Raw genomic sequence first — 22,291 nt, 5'->3', positions numbered from 1 at the left:
GATGCGAGCTTTGGGGGACAAGTATAGCGAGCAAGGCTTGGGGACAGATTCGCCTATTAATTGTGTATTCAGCATTTTAAAGGATTTTATATGAGCCCAGCATTAGTATGCCCTACCTGGTGGCTATACTTTCGATAATCGATCGAAGTCAGGACTTACGCATTATCATCCCATAGGCTACAGCATGGGCTTGAAATATAGTTCTAGTTGACTTGAGTCCGCCCTACTAGGGCAATCGAGCGACGTTAAGAGCAAGCCGCCAGTATAACCTAGAAATTTGTCATGCTAGTAACTAGCTGGGGCTTGCGGGAAAACGGGTAACCGATCGTGTTCCGGGTATCAAGCTAAACTACTTGCAGGAGTAATCGCTTTGACGATCGGTCAACAACCAACCGCTAGCTGGAACTAGCCGTGTGGTGTCAGAATATCGAGAAGTGTCAAAGCGCAACCAGTTTGGGGTCGATCGGGATCTGTGGCAAGATGGGATGTCTTGGAGGTTTTAAATGAGTGCTGAAAATCCCTATAAGCAATTGGGAATAAACGAGGACGCGACCTTCGAGGAAATTCAAGCGGCTCGCAGTCGCTTGACGGCTGAGTACAGTAGCGACCCGAAACGACAAGAAGCGATCGAAACGGCCTACGATGCGATTCTGATGGAACGTTTGCGAATGCGCCAGGAAGGAAAAATAAAGGTTCCAGAAGGCATTCGCTTTGCTGAGCGCTTAACTCAGGCTCCCGCTAGTACGCCACCAGCCGCCGTCAAGCAGTCCGCTGCATGGCTGCAAGGGCTGATCGATACTCCCACCAGAGCGGACGTTTTGTGGCCCGCTGGTGTTTTCCTGGCCTTGGCTGGTGTGAGTTTTTACTCTCCGCCTGTGGCATCTTTGACATTGGCCTTGGGAGTAATAACCAGCCTTTATTTTCTCACTCGGAAGGAAAATAAACTGGGTCGAGCCGTGCTAATGTCTCTCTTGGGCTTGACTGCTGGTTTAGCCTTGGGGGCGGCGGTTAACGCTTTACTCCAAACTCAATTTCTAAATATCCCTTTGGCAACGGAAACAATTGCTGCCGGGATAACTTTTGTCATCCTCTGGTTGGTGACCAGTTTTCTGAAGTAAGACTTCAGGCGCAGTACAGACGCGATTAATCGCGTCTCTTTTGAAAAAAGGGCTTCAGTTTGAAGCTCAGTTTCCCGTGGAAATGGGTAAGTGCTGATTTTGTTGCCGGGATTGATTCAGAACTAGATCTACGGCTTCGCTGAGATCGGGGACGATCGCATCGGGATTGTAGGCTTCTAGTGAGGCCCGATCGCGGATGCCGCATAAAACCCCAATTACCTTGATCCCATGTGTTTTGGCGGCCACTATATCGGCTTCTGTGTCACCAACCATCCAGGTATCTGAGGCTGGTGGCAGTTTTGCTAAAGCTCGCCCCATCAGCAGCGGTTTGTCGTCGATGTCGCGGGTCTTAACGTAGTCATTGCTGAGCCGATAGCACCGATTTTCTGGAAAGAATCTGCCTAAGTCAAAGCGATTGAAGGCGTAGTCCAGCTCCACGATTCGGCGCATGGTTAAAACGGCTAAATCAACTCCAGCCTGCTGCACTTTTTCTAGGGCTTCTACCGCTCCCGGTGTCAGTCCATCGTAGGGGAAATAGGCCGGTAAATGCACGGTTTGCCGCCTTAGCTGGGCAAATTCTTGGGCTTGCTGTTCGTCTAATCCGGAGACGATCGCAATCTGCTTTTCAGGAATGCGCGATCGCTTCATCTGCCAAAATTCCGCTTTGGACAGCTGTCGCACTAGCCCATCCTTACCCCGAATTTTTTCTAAACAGAATTGGTAAACCTGGTAGTACCGTTCCGAAACATCCATTATCGGCCCGTCGAAGTCAGTAATAAGTCTTAACATGGTCACAAGAATTGTTAATTTTTGATAAGATTATCCCATATTGGTGATTCTCCCCCACTCTCCCACTCCCCCACTCCCCCACTCTTCGCCTAGCCCCTAGCCTCTAAACTGCCTCGCTTCATCTGTTCTAGTTCGATCGCTTCAAACAAAGCGCGAAAGTTGCCTTCCCCAAATCCTTGAGCCTGCCGTCGTTGGCCATTGATATAACAAATTCGGCGCTCAATTAGCTCAAAAAAGAAAGTCGGCAAGGAAAAAATTGGCTGGGTGAAAATCTGAAGCAGTAGGGGTAGGGCTTGCTCAGTCAATTGGGCAGAAAATACTTCCCAATCTACCAGAATTTCCTGTTTGGCAATCTCCTGCAATTCTGCCGTCGATAGAGGCAGTAGCTGTCGTTGCTGTAATTGGCTGTAGTAAGTAGGAGGAACCTGGATGAATGGGACACCAGAAGCTCTCAGTTGGGCGATCGCTTGTACGAGATTGGGCGTCTTCAAGGCGAGATGCTGAATTCCTGGCCCTCGATTGATATCCAGAAACTCCTGAATTTGAGAATTGGCAGATGCAGGCTCATTTATGGGAAATTGTACCGAGCTGCTCGGATGAACCATCACTTGACTGTAGAGGCCCGATCGCTCAGTCTGGATGTCAAATGTCTGCTGGCGTCGAAATCCCAGTATATTTTCATACCAGGTAGCCGCACGCTTCATCTCACCAGCATTCACATTCAGCACCACATGATCGATACCAGTGAATGGAACTTCCGACCCGAACAGTGTTGATTGTTGAGTTTTGAAATACTGACTTTCCCACTCTTCCCCTCTGTCATACCCGATTCGCTCGATCAAAGTGTGACTTAGAGAGCCCCAGGCGGCAATTTTGGCCTGCTTGAGACATTGCTTACCCTGTTTTTGTGGCTGGATGGGTTGCAGGACTTTAACGCCCTGACTGATGCACCGGGCTATGACTACTTCCACATCCTCAACAAGAAAAGCGACATCGGCGACACCTGGAGGATGTCGGCGCAAATAATCGGCAACAGGACTGGCAGATGTGAGGGGTGAGGAGATCACAAAGTATACGGGGCCACTTTTGACCACTTCCGTGCTAGTGTGGTTGCTGGCATCACCTGCTGCGCGTTGAAAGCCGAGCTGAAGAACAAACCAGTCACGCCATTTCTGAGCGTTTTCTACATAGAAGTGAACGTGGTCAATCTGCATATAATTGTGCGATGAGGAAGTAGCGATCGGTCTAGGCGTTGCTTTCCTGATTTTCACGGCTGTTACAACCAGTCGCAATAGGAGTTGACTAGCACCTGTAGGTTAAGGAAATGCGATCGCGCTTATGGAATTTCCCAGCATACTCTCCTGATTTCAATCTCTCTGGAGAGAGGTTATAACGAACGATTAGAAAAATAAATGACTTTCTGGCTGAATATTAATTTCCATCGGCACAGCTTGCGGCTCAGATCTAAGAGCAAACAAAATAGCATCAGCGGCAGTTTCAGTACTAAGCATTTTTGACCTGTCAACCTTCAAGCTCACATTGTCCCAAAAGGGAGAATCGACGCCACCAAAGTAAAACAAGGTAAACTTAATCCCAAACCGCTTCAGTTCCTCCGCCATGCACTTGCTAAAACCGACGACACCGAACTTAGAGGCAGAATAAGCCGCCGCCATTGCCATCGAGTGCTTGCCCAAAATTCCCACCACATTGCAAATATGGCCGGATTTCCGCTCTTTCATCACTTCAGCCGCCGCTTGACTGGTATAGAAGCTGCCTTTTAAGTTCAGGTCGAGCATGGCATCCAAGTCTGCTGGTTCCAGTTTGTTGTACTGTTTGAGGATACCGGCACCGGCGGCATTAACTAAGGCGTCAATTTGGCCGAATTGAGCAACTGCCTTCTCCATTAGGGCTTGTACCTGCTGCGGCTTGGTAATGTCCGTCGGCACGGTCAAAACTTGTTCTCCTTCAGTTACCCCAAGTTGGGATACCAGGGTCGCTAATCGGCTGCTATCCCTCGCTGCCAGCACCAAGCGCGTGCCCATCGGTGCCAGTTTGCGCGTCAAGGCTGAACCAATACCACCAGTTGCGCCAACGACAACAACCACTTTGTCCTGCATAGCTGTTTACATTTCTTTACACCGTCTTCATTATCATACTGCTTGGGCTTAGCCTAGAGCAGCTTCTGGGAGGAATCCAGTGACATCGTGTCCGGTTGTATCGTTAGTACTATTGACCTCTCGAATTAAGTCTGACTCTAGTTTCGCAAGATGAGAAGCGTGCGATCGCGGTTTCGGTTTTCCCGGAACCTGTGGGGGCCCGGAGGAGGATGTTTTGGCGATCGAGGAGGTGTGCGATCGTTTGGAGTTGGAATTGGCGGGGGGGAAAGCCGGTGAGGGTGTGGAAGTGGTGGTTGATAGGTAACATTATAATTAAACATTCACGAGATTATTTAGCTGTATTTCACACTGTTGAAAAACATGGTTTACTGCCCCAAATAACTTATCTAATTCCTGAATTGTGTAAAAAGTTTTATTGCGAGTGAAAATATTAGATTCAAGCTTACCAAATTGCCAGAATTGTCCATTGGAAACAATACCAAGGATGACGATCTGTAGTTGTTCGTTAAGTCTCTGTGCGGCCACCATTTCAGCTAGACACTGGGCCCATCCTTCATCAAATTTGTCTTGCTTTGCCTCAACTAATAAAAAATATGGCTTTTCAAACACGACTTTTCCCAAAGGAGAACGTTTAGCTAGAATGTATTCAGGAAAGCCTGAAAGATTCTGGTCGCAAATTAAGGATTGATGACTCCACAAAACAAAGTTGCTGCGATAGTGTTTCCAAACTTCTTTGAGAATTGGATAGATTAAGTTTTCGCAAATGGCAAATTCTGAGTTATCAACTACTCCATCTTGCATAACTGTTTCTAAGTCTTCGCGGAAATAGTCTGGGATGCTAAACTCAATTTCACCCATGAAATTGGCTTCGGTGTAGGTAATCTGAAACTCTTTAAGAACTGAACTGATAGTTTTGTAATTACTGAAAGACATATTTACCTCCTATAAATGGTTTCGATCGTCTATTGATTTAATTTTAAAAGGTTTAGAGCGCGTAGACGTAGCCAGCCGCAGGTATCGCTTTTCCCTTATTGCTTTCAATTCTAACTATATCACCTCAGCATTCAGTCGCTTTTGATAAGATGGGGAATTAAGGGTGCGATTCGCCTACGCGCTTTATTACTTTGCTAGATTAAGCCGCTACCAGTTCATCTAACTGTAAAATACACTGTTGAAAAATGTAGTTAACTGCTGCAAAAAGTTGATCTAATTCATAAATACTATAAGGAATAGTATGTTGGATAAAGGCATTAGATTGCAGTTTGCCAAATTGCCACATTTTTCCATTAGAGACAATTCCAAAAACAATAAGTGATGGTTCTGCATTAAGTCGTTGTGCTGCCACCATTTCAGCTAGGCATTGTCCCCATCCTTCCTCAAACTTATCCTGTTTTGCCTCAACTAAAAGCAGATAGGGTTGTTCAAAAACAACTTTCCCCAACTTCGATCGCTTGGCAATAATATATTCTGGAAAGCCAGATAATTTTTCATCATAATTTAACGATTGGTGACTCCACAAAATTAATTTCTGGAAATAGCATTTCCATGTTTCTTTAAGGACTGGATAAATCAAGTTTTCACAAATGGCAAACTCTGAGTTATTAACGACTCCTTCTCTCATTACAAATTGCAAGTCTTCGCGAAAGTATTGAGGAATATTAAAGGGGGTTTCGATTATAAAATCTGCTTCGGTGTAGGTGATTTGAAATTCCTTGAGGACTGCGCTGATGCTTTTGTAATTGCTGAAAGACATATTGGACTCCTAAATTAAGTCTGAGTATAGTTTAGCAGAATTGGAAGGGTGCGATCGAACTTAATGAAATGGGGAATTAAGGGTGCGATCGCATTTCAATGCTTGAGTTTTTGTGGTCTAGCTAAAGCAGCAGAATTATTCCCTCCTGAAGATGGTGAAGAACCTGGATAGTCTTTTTTTTGATCGTCTTTTATCACTTGAGAAGGTGTTGGCAAAACTGGGCGACTTTTATATTCGTTAGCTTTGCCATTTGTTCCTAACTTGCCAATACAAGGTTGTTGCTTACGCTCAATTTCCATGTATCGGCTTGAATTTCCTGCAACACCAGGCCAACGCAGCATTTTTAAAAGGCTTTGAATTCGCGACACATCATGTAAATGTTTAGATTGAGCTTCAGTATGTTTGAGAATGTAATCCTCAAACTTCTGTAAACAAGTTTCTTTAACTTCATTAGGATCAATGTTAAAATTATTCCCTGTTTCCCAATTACAATCTTGGAACAGGTGAGTGTATCGATGATGACGGATACTTAATGAAAACTCGGATGTAATAATCTGCGCTGCTCCCATTCCCAAAGGTTTACCCATGCCTAGCGATAAGCGGTAATTTTTGTCAGCAGCAATATTTAGCACCCACAACAAAGCACCTAACTCAACTTCGCTTAAATTTTCAAACCAGATAGTAAAGTCAAAAGATACATTCTCTTTGATAGGCTTAATATCTGTGCGGCTTGATTTTTTATCCTCAATTTTACTTTCTCCTACATTCCCTTTGTGCCAATAGACTTTGTGACCCCGAATTATTGTTTCTTTAGATGAGCTTGCATAATGTCTTAATTGCTCCGGTTTATCACTATCCTGAACTAAGTAATGCTGAAATGTTGTAGGTTTAGGGGTATCCAAGATTTTGAGAGGTATTGATTGAATGGCATTACCTTTAAGCCAGATGTCCTCAGCAGCAGGTTTTTGACACTTGGCATCACTGATAAATACTCTTCCAACTTGCGCCTGATGTTCCTTTTGTTTAGTGTCCTTAACAAATCCAAAAATAGCTTCTGTTAAATCGAGAGTTGGAGAATTGTAAGAATAATCTGGAAGAAATTTATAGTTAGGTTCGGGAATAAAGTTTTTGATCGATTCCTTGTAAGGTAAGCGAAACATCATTGTGTGTCCAAAAAATACCAGCTTGCCTTCCTCCATTAGATAGAAGACAGGGTGCATAGGTTTTAGAACACCATCTTTACCGAGGAGCTTTTTCTGCTCTTTTGTTAGCTGCTCTTTATAGTCCTGAATCATTGACTCTGGATAATCTGGAATGTGGATTAGTTGAGCGTCATCATCGGGTAAACCAATTACACACTCCATTTTTTTCTTTCCTGGCATTCCACCTGTTTCTACCAAAACTCCTTGGTGTTTTGAGTGATGTCCAAATGGTGGCACTGCTTTTGCATAGTACAGTTCGATAAATCCTCCTTTATGAGGATGCCAAGTCATTGACTCAACATGAACAGTTACTTTGCTAGCGTGTTTGATCTCATGCCAACGAGATTTCACTAAATTCTTAATTTGTGATATATCTATCTTGACAAAAGATGTACCTTCAACCAGATTCTTAGCTGGTTGGATTGCCCAGCCAGAACCTTGTTGAGTTTTAATCAGATAACCAGCTTGCATTAGAAAAGAATACTGACGTTCGCCTTCTTCTTGTAGTAAGCGATCGCGGTAAAATTCTCCTAAAGATGTAGTGTCAGCAAAAGCTCTATAAATTAGCTGTTTATCTGCCACTTTATCAATCTTGCTGTAGCTAATAATTTCCACTAAACTCCTTAGCATACCGCGTAAACTACTACCAGGGATAGTAGAATATTGATTAGCAGGATTCTCAAAGAATGGAGCAAGATTTTTACTTTTTTCCTTTTCTTCTTCTTCCGTTAACTCTTCATCAGATTTACCACCAAACTTAGCAAAGTCATCCTGGAACATTCCACAGCGAATGTACAACGGTGATGAAGTAGTTAAGGTACACTTAATTGTACCAGTATGACGGTTATCATGGTAACAGTTATGTGTTGGTATTGGCTCTGCTGGAACTATATTTTCAGGAAGTTCAACAAAGTTGTAAGGTGCAACAGCACGGCGCGGAATACTTTTTCCGTCTCGATCTGGAATTGATTCTGGTACATGGTTAATATGCTTAGGACTCATCTATTGCTCCTCCCAGTATTTTTTAGATAAAAGTACATCAGTTTCAACATCAAATTGCCAGCTATCAGGAAACTCTGTTTGTTTATACTCAAATTGAACACTCTCTAAAGCATTAACACAAACTTTAGCTAATATTTCTACTAGATAAGGTTTGAGACTGGGGGATTCTTCTAATAAATCTCGAATTTGTCGCCTTTGTTCGATAATCGTTAATTCCCACCCATTGAAATTTTCAGGACTATTGACATACATCCGCTTGAGAATATGAGCAAGTAGTACCATTAATCGGTTTCTCAATTCCCGGCGATCGCTTCTTCCCAAACTTTCTATCTCCTCAATCAAATTATCAAAATCTAGGTTATCAATATCCCGTCTTCTCAGTTTAGCCGCAGTATCTTCGCACCAAGCCACAAAATCTTGCTCGTAAAGAGTATCATTTTTGGGAATCATTTTCTTCATAATCTTTTTCGTACATAATTAAATCCATAACTCTTATTCATTACCGAATATAACACCTTCATACACCACATCAATCGCACACTCAAACTCAATGCTTTGTAATGCGATCGCATCCCCTTCTGCATACTCATAATAATGCCACATTTTCCCTTCCCCCCGATGATAAACCTCAACTGCTATTTCTTCTGAGTCCACTAAGACGTATTCTTGCAAAGTCGGTATCTGACGATAATATTTTAGCTTTTTAGTGCGATTGTAACTTGCTGTACTAGGGGAAAGCACTTCAATAATAACTTTAGGATAATTGATAAATTGACGAGATTTTAAGTCATCAGGGTGACAACTAACAACCAAATCAGGATAGAAATAACGACTGTTTTGATTAGCCTGAACTTTCACATCCGACACATTAACTCGACAGCCTCTCTGACGCAGATGAGGATATAAAGCCCTATAGAAGTTCAGGGCAATGTCGTTATGAGGAATACTCCCCCCTGTCATCGCGAAGATTTCGCCATCAACATATTCATGGCGAAGTTCCTGCTTTGCTTCCCATTCTAGGTATTCTTCCGCCGTCATTTTTTGATAGTCTTGAGGATTCGCGATCATAATTAGGTTCCTCGTAAATCAACTAACCGACTCAGATAAATTTTTGCCACTCCACTATCATCATAGTCGATATAGTGACGAACTTCTAAACGAATCGGGCGATATAAATTCTTTTTGTCTGGACTAAATGGAATATTGATTAAAGGGACAGCGTGTTTTAGACCTTGAGAACCATCTGAAACTAATGTAAAACCATTTTTAGGTTCTTCTTCTAGTTGAGTTCCCCAAAGTATTTGAGACTCTGGTATAAAGTCTTCTTGTGGATTACCAATAAATCGCCATTTCCACTTTTCCCCATACTTCCAGAGCAATACTTCACCTTGCTGTCCAAAAATGCGACACTGTTGCAGAGTCGATAACCGTAACGGTGGAAAATAGAAATCAGGCTTAGTAAATACTTCATTAGCAATAGTTAACTTTCCATTATCAAAGCGTCCCCAAATTACACCATCATCAGCATGAGCTAATAAATAAGTTAGGTGGTAATCGGTGAGCCATTTTTTTAGAGCGTCGTTACTAGCAAATTGCCGTTCGCCACAATCTGTAATAATTTCTGGTTTCATATCTCCTCCCAGAAATTTTCATTTAGGACACTATCAACATCGCTGCTAAACTGCCACACTTCAGGAAATTCTGTCTTCTTATACTCCTGCTGTACTTCAGACAGTGACGACTGCCAAACGTTCTCAAAAACTTCTGTATAGTATCCCTTTAAACTCGGAGATTGTTCAAACAAAAGTTTTAATTCTTTGCACTGTTCTCGTATTGTTCGCTCCCAGCCATTATAATTTAATGGACTGTCAACGTACATTCGTTTCAAAATATGTGCTAGCAAAGTTTGTAAACGGCTTTTAACCTCCCGTCTTTGTGATTTTCCCAAAGCTTCGATCTCCTCAAGCACATTATCAATATCAAGATTATCAAAATCTCGTGCTTTTAATTTTGCTGTCACATCCTCAATCCATAAAGCAAAGTCCCGTTCGTAAAGAGATATTTTAGTTTCAGTTTGCATTGTCTATCAACCTCCATAGTATTTTGTGATTGGTATCTTGGATGGGCTTTGCGATCGCTTTGTGTTTTCACTCATACTTCCACCTCTTTTCCTAATTCTTTTAGCAAAGCTTTAACAAATCTTTCTAGCTCATCTTTGACTAAATCTTCTGACTGTTTTGGATCTGCTAAATTCATAACTTGTAAACTTCCGTTGGCTTCAGCAATTGTCCATCCTTTCGGCTCTTTTGGATGATGTCGAATTAAATCTGCCTTGATTCCCTTTAAACGTCCCCGTCCAATGCTACTTTCACCCCCTACAGGTAAATCCATTGTCCACAAATCTTTGATTAATAGCAATAATAACCCAATTTCATACTCTTTTGGCTGACGCAACTCTAATTCAATTGTGACGCAAGTTTCATCACCACCAAAAATAGGTTGTTCGTCAAATAATGCTCCATGATATGCACCCCCTGTAAAGCGATCGATCGCAATTCTATTTTGCACTAACTCAGTTGCCTTTTCAATAACTTTTTCGTGAACAACTAAACGGCTAGCTTGGGATTGCTTACCTACAACATAACCAAATAACTTATCGACAATTGGCGAACAACTACCCAATGTTTTGACAATACGTTCTGCTCTATGACGCAATACTCCTGCTAAACTCGTACCGGATAATACTGATTCTGGATTGGGCTTATCTGGTCGATAAGATTTCAAGTGTACAACATCAGGAGCGCGTCCGGTTGCAGCTTGACCGGAACGAATTAGGAGAGAACCGACTAATTTAAAGGTGGCGTGGATGAGGAAGCGATCGCGCCGATCTTCTCCCTCATCTAATACCTCCCCTAAAGCATCAGCGATTTTGTTTGTAACAACAGGTAGCTTGTTGGTGCATTCGCGATCGAAGAGTAACCAAGCCATGCGATCGCTTGCATCTGTTAGATCGAAATTCCAAACCTGCCACTCTTTAACATGACAGCGACCAAAACCCCGCCGCTTTTTCATGCCAAGGCAAATTTCGCCACTTTTTGAACCATTTTTAGGTTCTAAGCCTTGGAGTGCGATCGCTAATCCTTTGCATAACTCAGCTTCATAAACGTCCTGTTTGCTTTTATCTTCTTCTTTTTTATCAATCAACAATTCAAAACACACAGCAAATTCAGTTCCGGCTTGCAGTAACTCTAAGTCGTATTTAGCTTTATCAGCCGCAGTACGAGTGATGCTATTGATTTTTACTCCATCTCTGAGTTCGGATTGGATGGGTTTAGTGCTGATCGCATCATCAATAATTAAAGGACTTTGGGTATCATCTTCCCTTAATTTAATTTTTTCCGGTTCACTTTTATCTTTTTCATCCTTATAAGAGAACAGATCTCCAAATAGTAAAACTGCTCGATCATAACGGCGATCGCTTTCTCCATATCCCTTATTTTTTTCCCGTAAATAGTTCCTTAATGCACCAGCAATTGATGAACCTGTGAGCAAAGCATATTTATCATCAAGGCTATCCCGCAGCAACGGTAAATCGGTGGGACTATCTGCATCTCCTGTGCCTAAACAAGTTGGTGTATCAAGCACCAAAGTACCGCGTACAATAATACGCTTAATAATATTTCGATGGTCGGTTCTATAGAGTTTAGTCATTGTTTTTATCCTTCATCATTTTTTTAGTAACTGCAATAATCAGACGGAGGGTGTACTCTAGTGATAACTGGTTATTATCATCCAGAATTTCTGATTGTTGAGCAATAGTAACTCTCGGTCTATTTCTAACTGTAGGTCTTGACCCCCAAGCCGAAAGAATCCAAATATCAGGATTTTTTAACCAGTCTCTAATTTGCTCATCTAATTTTTTCCCATTGCTCATTTCAGTTTGTTTAAACTGAGTACGAGCAGTCTTAGTCAAGTTATCAGAATTTTCATCTCTACCAAGTAATTCATAAAGTGGATCTGGCTTGCCTTCAGCCAAAGCTTTTCTGGCTACAATCATCAACCTTGACAGTTGACTATTGGAAATTTTAGTAGAATCTTTTGGGGTATTAGCTTCTAACCTTTCTAGTAGTAACTCATCTAATTTTTGCCTCAGTAGTCTTTCTGCCATCCTTTGAGAAATTTCTTGAGATTCTGGACTTAAAGGTTTTTCCTCTGGTTTAGAATTTGCTGTAGAGTCTATTTTAATAGCCGAAAAAGTGCTTTCTTCTCTTAACCAGTTAAAGACAATACGACCAAAACCATCAACTCGCCTTTCTCCTATCCCTTGTCTTTCTAAATTATCAACTTTTTGAGACTCTAATGGTTCTGATTTGAAGACAAAAACACTTCCTGCTGCAAAAGCTGCGACTTGCGGTAAGGGCAAACCCCATTTACGGTTAAATCCTCCCACAATTGTGCTGGTGGCATAGGTATCTATATGCTTAAGCTGTACTCCTAAAGTTTCAGAAACTACCTTGACAAGTTCCTGAGTAGCGGTTGTATTTTGACCGTAATCATCGCGTAAAGTTGTGTCGCTCAGAAGAGTAATGGTTAAATTATTTTGGCGCTCACTCCTGTCTTCCCAATCAATTTTTACCTCATTCCAGTTATTTTCATCTTTTACCTCATTCCAGTTATTTTCATCAGGTAATAATTCAATTGTGACATGACCATAACCGGCACTTTGAGAACCACCTAGCCAAGCGTTAATCTGTTCTTTCTCCTGTGGATGAGTCAGTAATAAATTAATGATTTCAGCATCTTTTTCAGAATCGCATAAAACGACGGATTGAAAAGTTTGACCTGCATCAATGGCATCGTAGCGAAATACTGCACCACTTCCATCAGTGCCTCTACCACGTTTGCGATCGCGCTGATTGTGAATGTTAATTCTACGCTTAACCTTATAGAGTTGTATATCCCTGTATTCAACTCTACAAAAAATATCCTCTCCTAATGATTTGGGTGAAAAATCGTCATCATTAGGTTTATTTTGACTAAAATCATAAACCTCTTGCTCTTCCCCCTCAGAAAATTCTATTCCTTTATTTTTGTACAAACAACGTGGAATAGGCAAACAGCGGTTCTTGTCATCACTGTCAGAGTTATTGGCAATATAAGGATAAGCATTCAAATAACGAGTTGTACTGTCAAAAAATAATCGCGTTACTTCTGTGTTATCCAAAATGTCTGCTTCTGGGATTGTATGTTCCCTTAAATACCGACTAATCAACATTCCGCGAATCATGCTACCAGGAATATAAGGATAAGAAACATCACTGTTTGGATCGCCTTGTAATGATGTAGCAAGAATTGGTTGATGTGTATGGATCAAAAAAGTAATGGCTTTCATTTAAGTACCTCAAAACAGTTAATAAATTTTCTAGTAATGTCCTCATTAATATTCTTGGATTTGTCTCTGTAATGCAGGGTGCATTGTACATGGCCTCTACCTCGGTTGCGTCCACTTCCTATGCGTCGAAGTGCCAGCGTCCCGACTCCCAAAAGTGCCAGCATTTCTGGTGTAGGGTTTTCATCAAAGAACAAAGGAGCCTCAAAACTCGGTGCTGCATCGACAGGATCGCGTATTACAACTCGAAATGACCGCAAGCTATGTTCCGCAGGTGCGCCATCTTCAGGATCGATCGCGGTTTGTTGGCGGATAGCAGTTAAGGAAGCAAGAATATCTGTAGAGGTTACAGAGGGCTTGTAACATTGATCCTTGCGCTTTTTGTCTTCTTCTTTTTGAAGTTGAAATGCAACTTCTTCTCGTAAGTCCGAAGGTAAACAAGCATCACCGACGTGCATTTTTGCCATTGTTTTATCGGTGCTACCTGGTTCGCCAAACAAAGTATTTCTTGCTTCTAACCAACGCTGACGTTGACTTTCTGGAATCAAAATCACTAAGTTATCGCATTCTTCACTTAGCAATCCTTTGAGTGTGCGTCCTCTCAAATAGGGAAAACCATAGCGATCGTGTTCTACTTCTGAATCAATTAATCCTGCGACTCCATCTCCTCGTCCAAATGTTGTATCGCTCAATAGTTTAATTTTAATTGCGTACATAAATTATTCTCCTAATGGAATGTAAAATTCCATTGCTTCAATGGCATCGAAGTAGTAACAAACTTTATCCAACCATCCCTGCGTTTTCATTAATGAATTAGCTTTCGTAGAAAATTCGGGTAATTCCTCAATACCATAAGCATTAAGAAACTGCTCTGTTGCGTTTTCACCTTCTCTTAACACTTCTCGCAAAGCAATGACTTTATTACGCTTATCTTTCCAGGGTTCTTGTTCATTAAAAGTTTTAACAACTTCTGCAAAATTAGTCCAAGTCAGCCAGTCATCGCCGTATTCGTGGGATCGCATAGGTCTTATTGTTAGCTTTCCTTGGTCAACTTGATACTCTCGTTCTCTAATTTCACCTATGGAGCCAAACACCCCACTAGCAGCAATATGCCAATCAATAGCAGAAAATAATGGTTTTGTCCATAAGCGGTTGCCTGTTTTTATTTTGTCTCGGACAAAGATTTTGGCATTGCTGCATAGTGCTTCACATAACTCGTAGCCTCTCGAAAAGGGATAATGAGTCTTGACTATGGCGATACCAACACAAGCTGTAGCTTTACCTTTTCCATCGGGTAAGTTTTCAGTCAAATTCTCAAACTCTTTCAAGAATTTAACTGCTAGTGGTAATCCAAGTCGCCCGTCACAGATAAAGCTAACATCATCACCCCCATAAACAATCGGACGAAATGGTAAAAAATTGTCCTTCGGCGTAAACTTTCCTGTCTCAATTGTGTTAATAACTAGCTTACCAACTTCTTTTATTGCTTTACTTGCAGCTTGATTCACTGCCCAAGACAGTTTACGCATGGCCATAATACATTTTTCATTCTTTTCTGGGATTGAATTAACGCGATCGCACTCCTCTTTTACATAATCTTCAAATCGCTTACCCATTCTGTTACCATCAGCGTGAACAATAGCAATATAGCTACTTTCCTGTTCAGTTCGACCCATATCATCGACATCACGAGCGACTTTGTACTTACTGGGTTTTCCTTCAAAGAGCATTTCTTTTAGTTCAGTATTAGCCTCATCTGCTGCTATGAGTTTGGCAATAATCTCTCTTGAAGCAAGATAGCCCTCTCCTTTAGGGATTCCATATTTGTCATCAGTATCCTCTACTGCTACTAACCCAGTTGATTTACAAGTAGCTGTTACGCTTAAAGCTAGCAATGGAACGGATGTTCTGGGTTGTCTCTTTTGAGCATCCAATTTCCCTTTTATCAAGTCTTGCTCAATAACTTGCTGTAATATGTCTGTATCCCAGTTAAAAGGCTGGTGAGCAATAACAATATTCAGTCCCGGTGCTTCCTTGAGTATTTTTCTGGTTAGCTTTTGGGTGAAATGTCTTGCATATTCCACACTTCTAAACAGCAAAACTGTATTGCCACCACCTGCATAAACTAATTCAGCATTGATATTTTCATCGGTATTGATTCTAGGTTTGACTTCATCTTTGGTTTCGTCAGGAATATAAACACTGCTAGGAAAAAGCTCCTCAAGACACTTTTTAACCCATTGAGTCGTTGCCAACTTCACTAAATGAGAAGCGCCGATATTTTCTTTAAGTCGGTTGCTGCCAAAGACATATTTCTGAATTCCTGTTGTATCAATCACTGTTGCTGTATATTCACTCATAGCGACTCCTGAATTAATAAGACTGACCTTCAATCCACTTAGAAATGTTTTCTGACAACTTCTTAAGATGCCTTTGCCCAAAAACAGCTATTTTTTTGTCTTGCATCAAAATCTTGAGATGTTTTTCCAGACGAGCCGGATCGTTATGCGGACAGACTAAAGCTACTCTTGCCTCTGCACCTCCGAGTTGTCTTGCTCGAATATAAGCCTCAAAAAGTTTCTCCTTACAAGTATCATCATAAATGGCAGTGGTACAAGATAACGCAAATAGTTGATAACCACGTCGAAAAGCAACGTCAAATTCAAACTTGTCCCAATTTGCATTAGGGTTATCAGAATCTTCAATGTGGAATGACATTGCACTTTCATTAATTTCAATATTTCTAATTTGTTGAACTTGCCAGAGTACATAATGCTCTATCCAACCACAATTCAACCATTCACAAAATTGACTAATTTTATTAAATCCATAGCTTTTAGCAACTTTTAAGTCCAATTGATTGCTGCTCAGATTTAGTCCTTTCTTCAAAACTTGTTGGATTGGTGACGGTAAATTACTCAAATCAAGTGAGACAGATTTTAGTTGATTTTCATATAGCCAGTGTCTATTTTGGTACTTGGCTTCTTTTGCTAGTATGTCCTCACGCCATTTGCGGTATCCTTCGGCAACTGAGTTTCGTTGGTTAATATATAAATCAACCAAATCTTTAGCTGCTTCAGTTAAGCATGGAATTTTAATCGGTTCATCATCAGGGTTCCACCGTAAGTTATGTAAATCAAATAGCTTTTCAAACGATATATCCAACCATATTTTTACTTTATCTTCTAAGACATCTAGTTGTGTATTCTGATGATCTATACGCATTTTCAAGCTACGAGGATCGAGGTAGCTAAAGACAGGTTCAGGTGAAAGTTTCAGTTCTAGTAATGCTTGATAGACATGAACGGCCATTGCTTTTGTTCCGCCTGTATAGTTGAGTCCAAAACGTTTTGTTTCGCCAGGATAATCTTGTTTATCTTTTTCTTGAATTTCTTTAACCTTAGCTGTGATTGTTTTCTTAATTTCATAGGCATCTGATTCATTGTCCTCTAGGGGAACTCTGTCTTGTTCGCTAAGACCTAAGATTTCTCGCAGTCGTTGTGATGGACCTTCTTTACCTGGTTCTGTTGGGTTCGTGCCAGTAGTATCTACAAGATATACCTTACCACCGACTTGAAGTAGCGTCCGAGCCGCGACATAATTCGGTAAAGGATTCTCCCCAATCAACAAAAACAAATGATCGACTTGATGCTTTTCCCACTCTAACGGATTGTTACTGTTCATAGATACCTCCAAACTTAGGTAAATTATAACAACGATTCAGGTTCCAAAAACGCAATACCGCTCACCCCCCATTACTCAACCCCACCAAAACCCTCGCCAACACCTGCACCATCGGACGACTTGAAACATCCTCCCCCCGTTCCAAATAATGAACGCTCCCCCTCAGTATAGGAGATTCACATTCGATCGCATCACACTTCCCCTCATAATCACTGTGAATAATCGCAATAATTTTCAAATTTAGCTGCCTACAAAACCCTTCCCATTCGGCAACTTTAGCCATCTCCCCCGCTAAAATAACCGCATGAGTAGCGTGTTGCATAATCAGGCGATTTTTGGGATCGATCTTGCCACCCACATCAACTAACGTCAGAGGCTCTAAACAATCTTTCACCCATTTCGCTCTCACCGCAGCAAAGTCGTTTGTGAACTGAGATTTATAAGCCATTTTTAATTGTCTGGCCTCATCAGGGTTTCGTCCTACAGTCTCAGAAAACCACGCTCCCTCCCCATCAGGACAAGCAGTAATCACATAGGGATAAGGCGCACCATCAACCCGACGAATCGCCTGTTTCAACCCTTCCCTTAAACAAGATTTTCCAGAATGAGGCGGGCCACAAAGTACAATTTTCATAACTAATCGCTCACCTTAATTAATCAATCAAATCCCCAACTTTGTAAGCTGGATTATGAGTAATACAGACCACATATTTGCCCAACTTTGGATCGAAAACACTAATTGCACCATACAAATGTGCTACCTTGTGCGTTAATACGCAAGCCACGGGTAATGAAGCTGGGCCATTAATTTTCAGCAATGCACCCCCTTTTAGTTCTCCGTTTGTCGTCATTTCATCCAACCGGGCGGCTGCATCGCGCACAATTTGGTCATTTTGGGCGGGTTCGCCAAAGTTTATTTTCAGCACATCGCCTTCTAGCTCGATTTTGTAAGTAGTCATGGTGGGAATTGGATTCACGAATAAACCCATCATACTACCTGACTGGAAGCGGCTTTTTCCAATAAAATTAAACTAAAATTAAATTTCTTCTGTAGCGATGATGTCGGCTTCCCTGTTTCGCGATCGGCCCTATATCCCCCTCCTGCAATGGTTGGCGCGGGGTTCCCTCAAGCAAAACCTACTGCTGGCTGGAATATCGAGAACAACGCTATTACCGCGTCTCTCAATTTCCTCAGTATCCGCTCGAAAACGATCGCGAATCAGAATCCATAAAAACCAGTCAATATTCCTTTAATTTTTTGCATCCAGAACTGGCAAATATTGCCCAAAATCACTCGCGAGAGGTCAGAGGCGTACAAAGGTTTTTTTTACACCTAGATTATGTAATTCCCAAAAGTACGATCGATTTAGTAGATGATTGGCAATATCAATTAAGAAAACTGTGGGAACAAAACCCGGTTCCGCCAGTGAAATTAACTTATCAAAGTGCCAGAGTAAGAGAAAAGGTTGAATGTATTGTTTATCCCGTTAGTATCTACTATGTACAACGAGCAATATATCTCTGTGCGTTCGGTGAAACTCCCACTCAACAAGGTGAGTGGTACAACTATCGCTTAGACCGCATTATACGGATGCAGCCTTTGCAATGGGAGAATCTTAATTTGCCTCGCTGTTTGCGTCAGTCTTATCCCAAACAGTTACCTCAACCAGAGGAAATTGAAGAGAAAATTGCCGCAGCTTGGGGATTTGATTTTTACCTCGAACCCAAGTGGATGATATTACGATTCGATCGCTCTTTCGCTCGTCGCTACATTCGAGAGACTTTTCGCCATGAAACATTTCAATCCATCAGCTATCAGCAAGCTATCGGCTTAATACAGCAACAAACTCCCAACTTAAACCAGCAGCATAGTTTATTAAAAGCGATTGGTTGTCGTTCTCGTGAAGATGCTTATTACAAAGCATACTATCGCGATGGCGATACAAATGTGGAATTACGCTTGCGCTCTTGGCGACCTAAAGGTGAAGTGCTTTTACCTTGGGAGTTACGCCATAAAATAGCGCGGGAAGTAGCAGCAGAAGCACAATTGTATTTACAGGAGTTTAATGAGGATGAAAACACCAATTCTGACTGAGAAATTTGCAGATGCTTTAGTTTATGCCACGAACTTGCACGCCGACCAAATTCGCAAAGTTGATGGCACTCCTTATATTGCTCACTTGCTTTCTGTGGCGGCTTTGGTATTAGAAGCGGGGGGAAATGAAGAAGATGCGATCGCAGCTCTATTACATGACAGCTTGGAAGATCGTGGAGGCGATCGAACTAAATCAGAAATTCTCCATCAATTTGGGGCACAAGTTCTCGCGATTGTGGAAGGTTGCACTGAATCGGAAGTAATTCCCAAACCACCTTGGATGGAACGCAAACAACGTTATCTGCGTCAATTGCAAGTGAGTTCGCCTTCCGTTCGATTCGTTTCTCTAGCAGATAAATTGCACAATGCTCGTTCTCTTTTGGCTTCATTGCATCAATATGGCGAGCGAGTCTGGACTTTGTTTAAAGCTGGAAAAGAGCAAACTTTGTGGTTTTATCGCGCTTTGTTGCCAATTTATCGTGAGTGCGATCGTCATTGGATGTTGCAAGAGTTTGAAAAAGTAGTATTGGAATTAGAAAGTTTTGATACTCAGGCTGCTAGTTGAAAACAGCTACAGCGCTTTTCAGGTGAGTGATATGATGTCCTTACGCATCGTTATCATATAGTTTGAGGTTTTGTAGGGCGGGTTTATAGAAAAACTCTGCTGCTCATAAATATCCTAGCTAAACCCGTCCTTACTATGCAATAAGGATGCTAAAGGACATGATATGATACCAAATCCGGGCTAACTACCCCCTTTTTAACGAACCGCCAAGACGCCTTAGCGTGTTCATGCCGTCAGGCTTTAGCCATGCGCGATAGCGCTATAGAACGCCAAGAAGAAGAGGGAGAGAATAAGGGGATAATTGTTGCGAATTCCGTATGAGGTACTTTCCGGGTGTGATAGGCTAGCTGCGAAGAGGAGTGTCAGAGGTATCAATGGTGAATAAGATGCGAGTGGGGCTGCTGTTTGGGGGTCGATCGGGAGAACACGAAGTTTCCATCAGTTCGGCAAAAGCGATCGCAAAAGCGCTTAAATCAGAACAAAATGCCGATAAATACGAAGTTCTGCCTTTTTACATTCAAAAAGATGGTCTTTGGCAAGGTGGGGAAAAAGCACAACAGGTGCTGGATTCAGGTGTTCCCCAGCAATTTGCCAGCGACGGAAATCTTTGGCAGTTTCCCACCCAAGCTGAATCGGTGGAGGTCTGGTTCCCAATTTTACACGGGCCAAATGGTGAAGATGGTACGATTCAGGGATTGCTGAGTTTGATGCAAGTTCCCTTTGTCGGTTCGGGGGTATTGGGTTCTGCTGTGGGTATGGATAAGATTGCTATGAAAACAGCTTTTGCCTCCGCTGGATTGGCGCAGGTAAAATATATGGCAATTAACAGATCTCAGGTTTGGTCTAATCCTTGTGTTTTCCCGAAACTATGCGATGAAATTGAAGCAAAGTTGGGTTATCCGTGTTTTGTGAAGCCTGCTAATTTGGGTTCGTCGGTGGGTATTGCCAAAGTGCGATCGCGCACTGAACTGGAAAAAGCGCTAGATAATGCAGCTAGTTACGATCGGCGTCTGATTGTAGAAGCAGGAGTTCAAGCGCGGGAAGTGGAATGCGCTGTTTTGGGTAACGATAACCCACAGGCTTCTGTAGTTGGAGAAATTACTTATAATAGTGATTTTTATGACTACGAAACTAAATATACTGAAGGCAAAGCAGATTTGTTCATTCCAGCGAATATACCGCCAAATGTCGCTGCTCAGATTCAAGAGATGGCCGTAAAAGCTTTTGTCGCTCTTGATGCAGCCGGACTGGGACGAGTGGATTTCTTCTACGTTGAAGCGACAGGCGAAGTCTTGATTAACGAAATTAATACTTTACCAGGTTTCACGTCCACGAGTATGTATCCTCAACTATGGGCGCATAGCGGTATTTCTTTCCCAGAATTAACGGACAAGTTAATTCAAGCAGCGTTAGAACGGCATAAGTCGTGAAAAAACGGGCTATTCCTGATTTACTATGCTATTTGAGCAGAGGAGCAGAGGAGCAGAGGCATAAAAATGTGATTTTTTCAACAAAAGCATCACAACTCCGAAAGAGCCAAAAATGGTCAAAATTTAACATATAGTCTATGCCCCGTGTTATATAGCAGCAGTCAAGGCTATTAGGACATCTTAAAACGCCAGAACCAATTCACAGCAAGCATTTGAATGAGTGACTTTTGAATGACTGACTTTTGTTATACGTCTTAGAATGGTTGCCTACCTTTTGCACGAGCGCATACAATCGTTGTGAGGATAAGGTGTAGGTATTAAAGAGTGGGTATGGCAAAAAACCAACTTGCACAGCAGCAAACACCCCCGTTAAGAACCGCAACGCAACGGCAGCGTGGTGCTGAACCGGCGCGAGTGGGGGAGGAATCATCGCGGCCCAGGACAGGGAATCTCGATCGGCAAGGGAAAAAAACCACGCCACCGACTCGCGTTAATCCCCTGCTGCAACTGATTCAGAAACGTCCCCTACTGGTATGGAGTGCCCTGTTGGCAACAATTCTATTGGCAGGTAGCGTTGCCATGCTCCGTCTGACTAACCCCGGTGATGTAAAAAAAGGAGAAGCATCAGAAGCTGATGCTTCTGTGGCTACTGAGAACACAGTGCTAGAGGATCGAAGTCAGAACAATCCGACCGCGTGGTTGTTTGGTGCGATCGCATTAGGTTGTGCTACAGGCTCCTGGGTAATCTTAAAACAGCTAAAAGGCTCTCGTAGGCGTCGCAAGCTTCGTAAGCCACTCAAACAGCGTTCTAACTCCCAACGCCAAGTCGATCGGCAAGAGCAAAAGAAGGCTTCTTCACCTCGTCGAGCCGTTCCTGCTGTCAAGACGCCCCAACGATCGGCTCCCTCAAGTTTAGCTGTAGCAGATTCTCTGGGCGGCGGTTTACCCCCTGTTACGCAGGGTAAGCCCTCATTGCCAAACAACGCCAGGGAAAGAGGGAAAAAGGCCAAATTGGCAGAAAGTATGGATTTGCGAAAACGTCAGCCTCTATCTTCGCTGTTGAGAAAACCTAAGTGAAGTACCTACACTAATTCGGAGTACCAAATATAGTGTAGGCTTCGAGTTTCATCCGCTCTGCCTTCTGTGG

At 42.2% G+C, this 22,291-nt stretch carries 23 protein-coding genes; 5 read left to right on the top strand and 18 right to left on the bottom strand.

Annotated elements, in window-relative coordinates; translation table 11 throughout:
• The first annotated feature begins 503 nt into the window (after positions 1-503).
• Entirely contained in the window at positions 504-1,118 is a 615-nt protein-coding gene (locus LAY57_RS21475; RefSeq protein ID WP_249068890.1) for a CPP1-like family protein, read from the top strand.
• 66 nt (positions 1,119-1,184) lie between these two features.
• On the opposite strand, the gene LAY57_RS21470 is transcribed toward LAY57_RS21475, so the two are convergent.
• The 18 genes from LAY57_RS21470 to LAY57_RS21385 form a co-directional block, all read right to left on the bottom strand.
• Positions 1,185-1,907, bottom strand: coding sequence for an HAD family hydrolase (locus tag LAY57_RS21470; protein WP_249068889.1), 723 nt, complete (start codon positions 1,905-1,907; stop codon positions 1,185-1,187).
• Positions 1,908-1,996: 89 nt separating this feature from the next.
• On the bottom strand, positions 1,997-3,178 hold the full coding sequence (gene hppD / locus LAY57_RS21465; protein WP_338022461.1) for a 4-hydroxyphenylpyruvate dioxygenase: 1,182 nt from the start codon (positions 3,176-3,178) through the stop codon (positions 1,997-1,999).
• A gap of 129 nt (positions 3,179-3,307) precedes the next feature.
• Positions 3,308-4,024: an SDR family oxidoreductase gene (locus LAY57_RS21460; protein ID WP_249068888.1), complete on the bottom strand. Its 717-nt coding sequence runs from the start codon at positions 4,022-4,024 to the stop codon at positions 3,308-3,310.
• 109 nt (positions 4,025-4,133) lie between these two features.
• Entirely contained in the window at positions 4,134-4,331 is a 198-nt protein-coding gene (locus LAY57_RS21455) for a DEAD/DEAH box helicase (protein ID WP_249068887.1), read from the bottom strand.
• Between the two features lie 5 nt (positions 4,332-4,336).
• On the bottom strand, positions 4,337-4,957 hold the full coding sequence (locus LAY57_RS21450) for a hypothetical protein (RefSeq protein ID WP_249068886.1): 621 nt from the start codon (positions 4,955-4,957) through the stop codon (positions 4,337-4,339).
• Between the two features lie 199 nt (positions 4,958-5,156).
• Positions 5,157-5,777, bottom strand: a complete 621-nt coding sequence (locus LAY57_RS21445) for a hypothetical protein (protein ID WP_249068885.1) — start codon at positions 5,775-5,777, stop codon at positions 5,157-5,159.
• A gap of 95 nt (positions 5,778-5,872) precedes the next feature.
• Complete coding sequence (locus LAY57_RS21440; protein ID WP_249068884.1) at positions 5,873-7,981, bottom strand: TIGR03986 family type III CRISPR-associated RAMP protein; 2,109 nt, start codon at positions 7,979-7,981, stop codon at positions 5,873-5,875.
• On the bottom strand, positions 7,982-8,440 hold the full coding sequence (locus tag LAY57_RS21435) for a DUF29 domain-containing protein (protein ID WP_249068883.1): 459 nt from the start codon (positions 8,438-8,440) through the stop codon (positions 7,982-7,984).
• A gap of 33 nt (positions 8,441-8,473) precedes the next feature.
• A complete protein-coding gene (locus tag LAY57_RS21430) occupies positions 8,474-9,049 on the bottom strand; it encodes a Uma2 family endonuclease (RefSeq protein WP_249068882.1) in 576 nt (191 codons plus the stop codon).
• 2 nt (positions 9,050-9,051) lie between these two features.
• On the bottom strand, positions 9,052-9,612 hold the full coding sequence (gene csx19 / locus LAY57_RS21425) for a type III-D CRISPR-associated protein Csx19 (RefSeq protein ID WP_249068881.1): 561 nt from the start codon (positions 9,610-9,612) through the stop codon (positions 9,052-9,054).
• Complete coding sequence (locus LAY57_RS21420) at positions 9,609-10,061, bottom strand: DUF29 domain-containing protein (protein ID WP_249068880.1); 453 nt, start codon at positions 10,059-10,061, stop codon at positions 9,609-9,611. The genes csx19 and LAY57_RS21420 overlap by 4 nt, the downstream gene beginning before the upstream one ends.
• Positions 10,062-10,132: 71 nt before the next feature.
• Entirely contained in the window at positions 10,133-11,692 is a 1,560-nt protein-coding gene (locus LAY57_RS21415; RefSeq protein ID WP_249068879.1) for an RAMP superfamily CRISPR-associated protein, read from the bottom strand.
• A complete protein-coding gene (locus LAY57_RS21410; RefSeq protein WP_249068878.1) occupies positions 11,685-13,373 on the bottom strand; it encodes an RAMP superfamily CRISPR-associated protein in 1,689 nt (562 codons plus the stop codon). The genes LAY57_RS21415 and LAY57_RS21410 overlap by 8 nt, the downstream gene beginning before the upstream one ends.
• Complete coding sequence (locus LAY57_RS21405; RefSeq protein ID WP_249068877.1) at positions 13,370-14,086, bottom strand: RAMP superfamily CRISPR-associated protein; 717 nt, start codon at positions 14,084-14,086, stop codon at positions 13,370-13,372. Before LAY57_RS21405 ends, LAY57_RS21410 begins: the two co-directional genes overlap by 4 nt.
• 3 nt (positions 14,087-14,089) lie before the next feature.
• Positions 14,090-15,730 carry a Cas10/Cmr2 second palm domain-containing protein gene (locus LAY57_RS21400; RefSeq protein WP_249068876.1) on the bottom strand — a complete coding sequence of 547 codons (1,641 nt, stop codon included), beginning with the start codon at positions 15,728-15,730 and terminating at the stop codon, positions 14,090-14,092.
• A 13-nt stretch (positions 15,731-15,743) separates the two neighbouring features.
• Positions 15,744-17,054: a PDDEXK family nuclease gene (locus LAY57_RS21395; RefSeq protein ID WP_249068875.1), complete on the bottom strand. Its 1,311-nt coding sequence runs from the start codon at positions 17,052-17,054 to the stop codon at positions 15,744-15,746.
• Between the two features lie 61 nt (positions 17,055-17,115).
• Positions 17,116-17,688: a hypothetical protein gene (locus LAY57_RS21390; protein WP_249068874.1), complete on the bottom strand. Its 573-nt coding sequence runs from the start codon at positions 17,686-17,688 to the stop codon at positions 17,116-17,118.
• 19 nt (positions 17,689-17,707) lie between these two features.
• Positions 17,708-18,013: a CRISPR-associated protein Csx3 gene (locus LAY57_RS21385; RefSeq protein WP_249068873.1), complete on the bottom strand. Its 306-nt coding sequence runs from the start codon at positions 18,011-18,013 to the stop codon at positions 17,708-17,710.
• Between the two features lie 299 nt (positions 18,014-18,312).
• Between LAY57_RS21385 and LAY57_RS21380 the strand changes: the two genes are divergently transcribed.
• The 4 genes from LAY57_RS21380 (at position 18,313) to LAY57_RS21365 (ending at position 22,221) form a co-directional block, all read left to right on the top strand.
• Positions 18,313-19,149: a TIGR03985 family CRISPR-associated protein gene (locus LAY57_RS21380; RefSeq protein WP_249068872.1), complete on the top strand. Its 837-nt coding sequence runs from the start codon at positions 18,313-18,315 to the stop codon at positions 19,147-19,149.
• Positions 19,127-19,714 carry an HD domain-containing protein gene (locus LAY57_RS21375; RefSeq protein ID WP_249068871.1) on the top strand — a complete coding sequence of 196 codons (588 nt, stop codon included), beginning with the start codon at positions 19,127-19,129 and terminating at the stop codon, positions 19,712-19,714. The genes LAY57_RS21380 and LAY57_RS21375 overlap by 23 nt, the downstream gene beginning before the upstream one ends.
• A 377-nt stretch (positions 19,715-20,091) precedes the next feature.
• Positions 20,092-21,144, top strand: a complete 1,053-nt coding sequence (locus LAY57_RS21370) for a D-alanine--D-alanine ligase family protein (protein WP_249068914.1) — start codon at positions 20,092-20,094, stop codon at positions 21,142-21,144.
• Between the two features lie 330 nt (positions 21,145-21,474).
• Complete coding sequence (locus LAY57_RS21365; protein WP_249068870.1) at positions 21,475-22,221, top strand: hypothetical protein; 747 nt, start codon at positions 21,475-21,477, stop codon at positions 22,219-22,221.
• The last annotated feature ends 70 nt before the right edge of the window (positions 22,222-22,291 follow it).

The organism is Argonema antarcticum A004/B2 (assembly GCF_023333585.1).
In the GTDB taxonomy this organism is placed as follows: Bacteria; Cyanobacteriota; Cyanobacteriia; order Cyanobacteriales; family Aerosakkonemataceae; genus Argonema; species Argonema antarcticum.
The sequence above is the reverse complement of the archived record's forward strand: the minus strand, read 5'-3'. Positions and strand labels throughout refer to the sequence as shown.

What these genes read in the sequence shown, in the direction of transcription:
- LAY57_RS21475 (WP_249068890.1), top strand. Translation starts at nt 504, where the DNA reads ATGAGTGCTGAAAATCCCTATAAGCAATTGGGAATAAACGAGGACGCG.
- LAY57_RS21470 (WP_249068889.1), bottom strand. Translation starts at nt 1,907, where the DNA reads ATGTTAAGACTTATTACTGACTTCGACGGGCCGATAATGGATGTTTCG.
- LAY57_RS21460 (WP_249068888.1), bottom strand. Translation starts at nt 4,024, where the DNA reads ATGCAGGACAAAGTGGTTGTTGTCGTTGGCGCAACTGGTGGTATTGGT.
- LAY57_RS21455 (WP_249068887.1), bottom strand. Translation starts at nt 4,331, where the DNA reads ATGTTACCTATCAACCACCACTTCCACACCCTCACCGGCTTTCCCCCC.
- LAY57_RS21450 (WP_249068886.1), bottom strand. Translation starts at nt 4,957, where the DNA reads ATGTCTTTCAGTAATTACAAAACTATCAGTTCAGTTCTTAAAGAGTTT.
- LAY57_RS21445 (WP_249068885.1), bottom strand. Translation starts at nt 5,777, where the DNA reads ATGTCTTTCAGCAATTACAAAAGCATCAGCGCAGTCCTCAAGGAATTT.
- LAY57_RS21440 (WP_249068884.1), bottom strand. Translation starts at nt 7,981, where the DNA reads ATGAGTCCTAAGCATATTAACCATGTACCAGAATCAATTCCAGATCGA.
- LAY57_RS21435 (WP_249068883.1), bottom strand. Translation starts at nt 8,440, where the DNA reads ATGAAGAAAATGATTCCCAAAAATGATACTCTTTACGAGCAAGATTTT.
- LAY57_RS21430 (WP_249068882.1), bottom strand. Translation starts at nt 9,049, where the DNA reads ATGATCGCGAATCCTCAAGACTATCAAAAAATGACGGCGGAAGAATAC.
- csx19 (WP_249068881.1), bottom strand. Translation starts at nt 9,612, where the DNA reads ATGAAACCAGAAATTATTACAGATTGTGGCGAACGGCAATTTGCTAGT.
- LAY57_RS21420 (WP_249068880.1), bottom strand. Translation starts at nt 10,061, where the DNA reads ATGCAAACTGAAACTAAAATATCTCTTTACGAACGGGACTTTGCTTTA.
- LAY57_RS21415 (WP_249068879.1), bottom strand. Translation starts at nt 11,692, where the DNA reads ATGACTAAACTCTATAGAACCGACCATCGAAATATTATTAAGCGTATT.
- LAY57_RS21410 (WP_249068878.1), bottom strand. Translation starts at nt 13,373, where the DNA reads ATGAAAGCCATTACTTTTTTGATCCATACACATCAACCAATTCTTGCT.
- LAY57_RS21405 (WP_249068877.1), bottom strand. Translation starts at nt 14,086, where the DNA reads ATGTACGCAATTAAAATTAAACTATTGAGCGATACAACATTTGGACGA.
- LAY57_RS21400 (WP_249068876.1), bottom strand. Translation starts at nt 15,730, where the DNA reads ATGAGTGAATATACAGCAACAGTGATTGATACAACAGGAATTCAGAAA.
- LAY57_RS21395 (WP_249068875.1), bottom strand. Translation starts at nt 17,054, where the DNA reads ATGAACAGTAACAATCCGTTAGAGTGGGAAAAGCATCAAGTCGATCAT.
- LAY57_RS21390 (WP_249068874.1), bottom strand. Translation starts at nt 17,688, where the DNA reads ATGAAAATTGTACTTTGTGGCCCGCCTCATTCTGGAAAATCTTGTTTA.
- LAY57_RS21385 (WP_249068873.1), bottom strand. Translation starts at nt 18,013, where the DNA reads ATGACTACTTACAAAATCGAGCTAGAAGGCGATGTGCTGAAAATAAAC.
- LAY57_RS21375 (WP_249068871.1), top strand. Translation starts at nt 19,127, where the DNA reads ATGAAAACACCAATTCTGACTGAGAAATTTGCAGATGCTTTAGTTTAT.
- LAY57_RS21365 (WP_249068870.1), top strand. Translation starts at nt 21,475, where the DNA reads ATGGCAAAAAACCAACTTGCACAGCAGCAAACACCCCCGTTAAGAACC.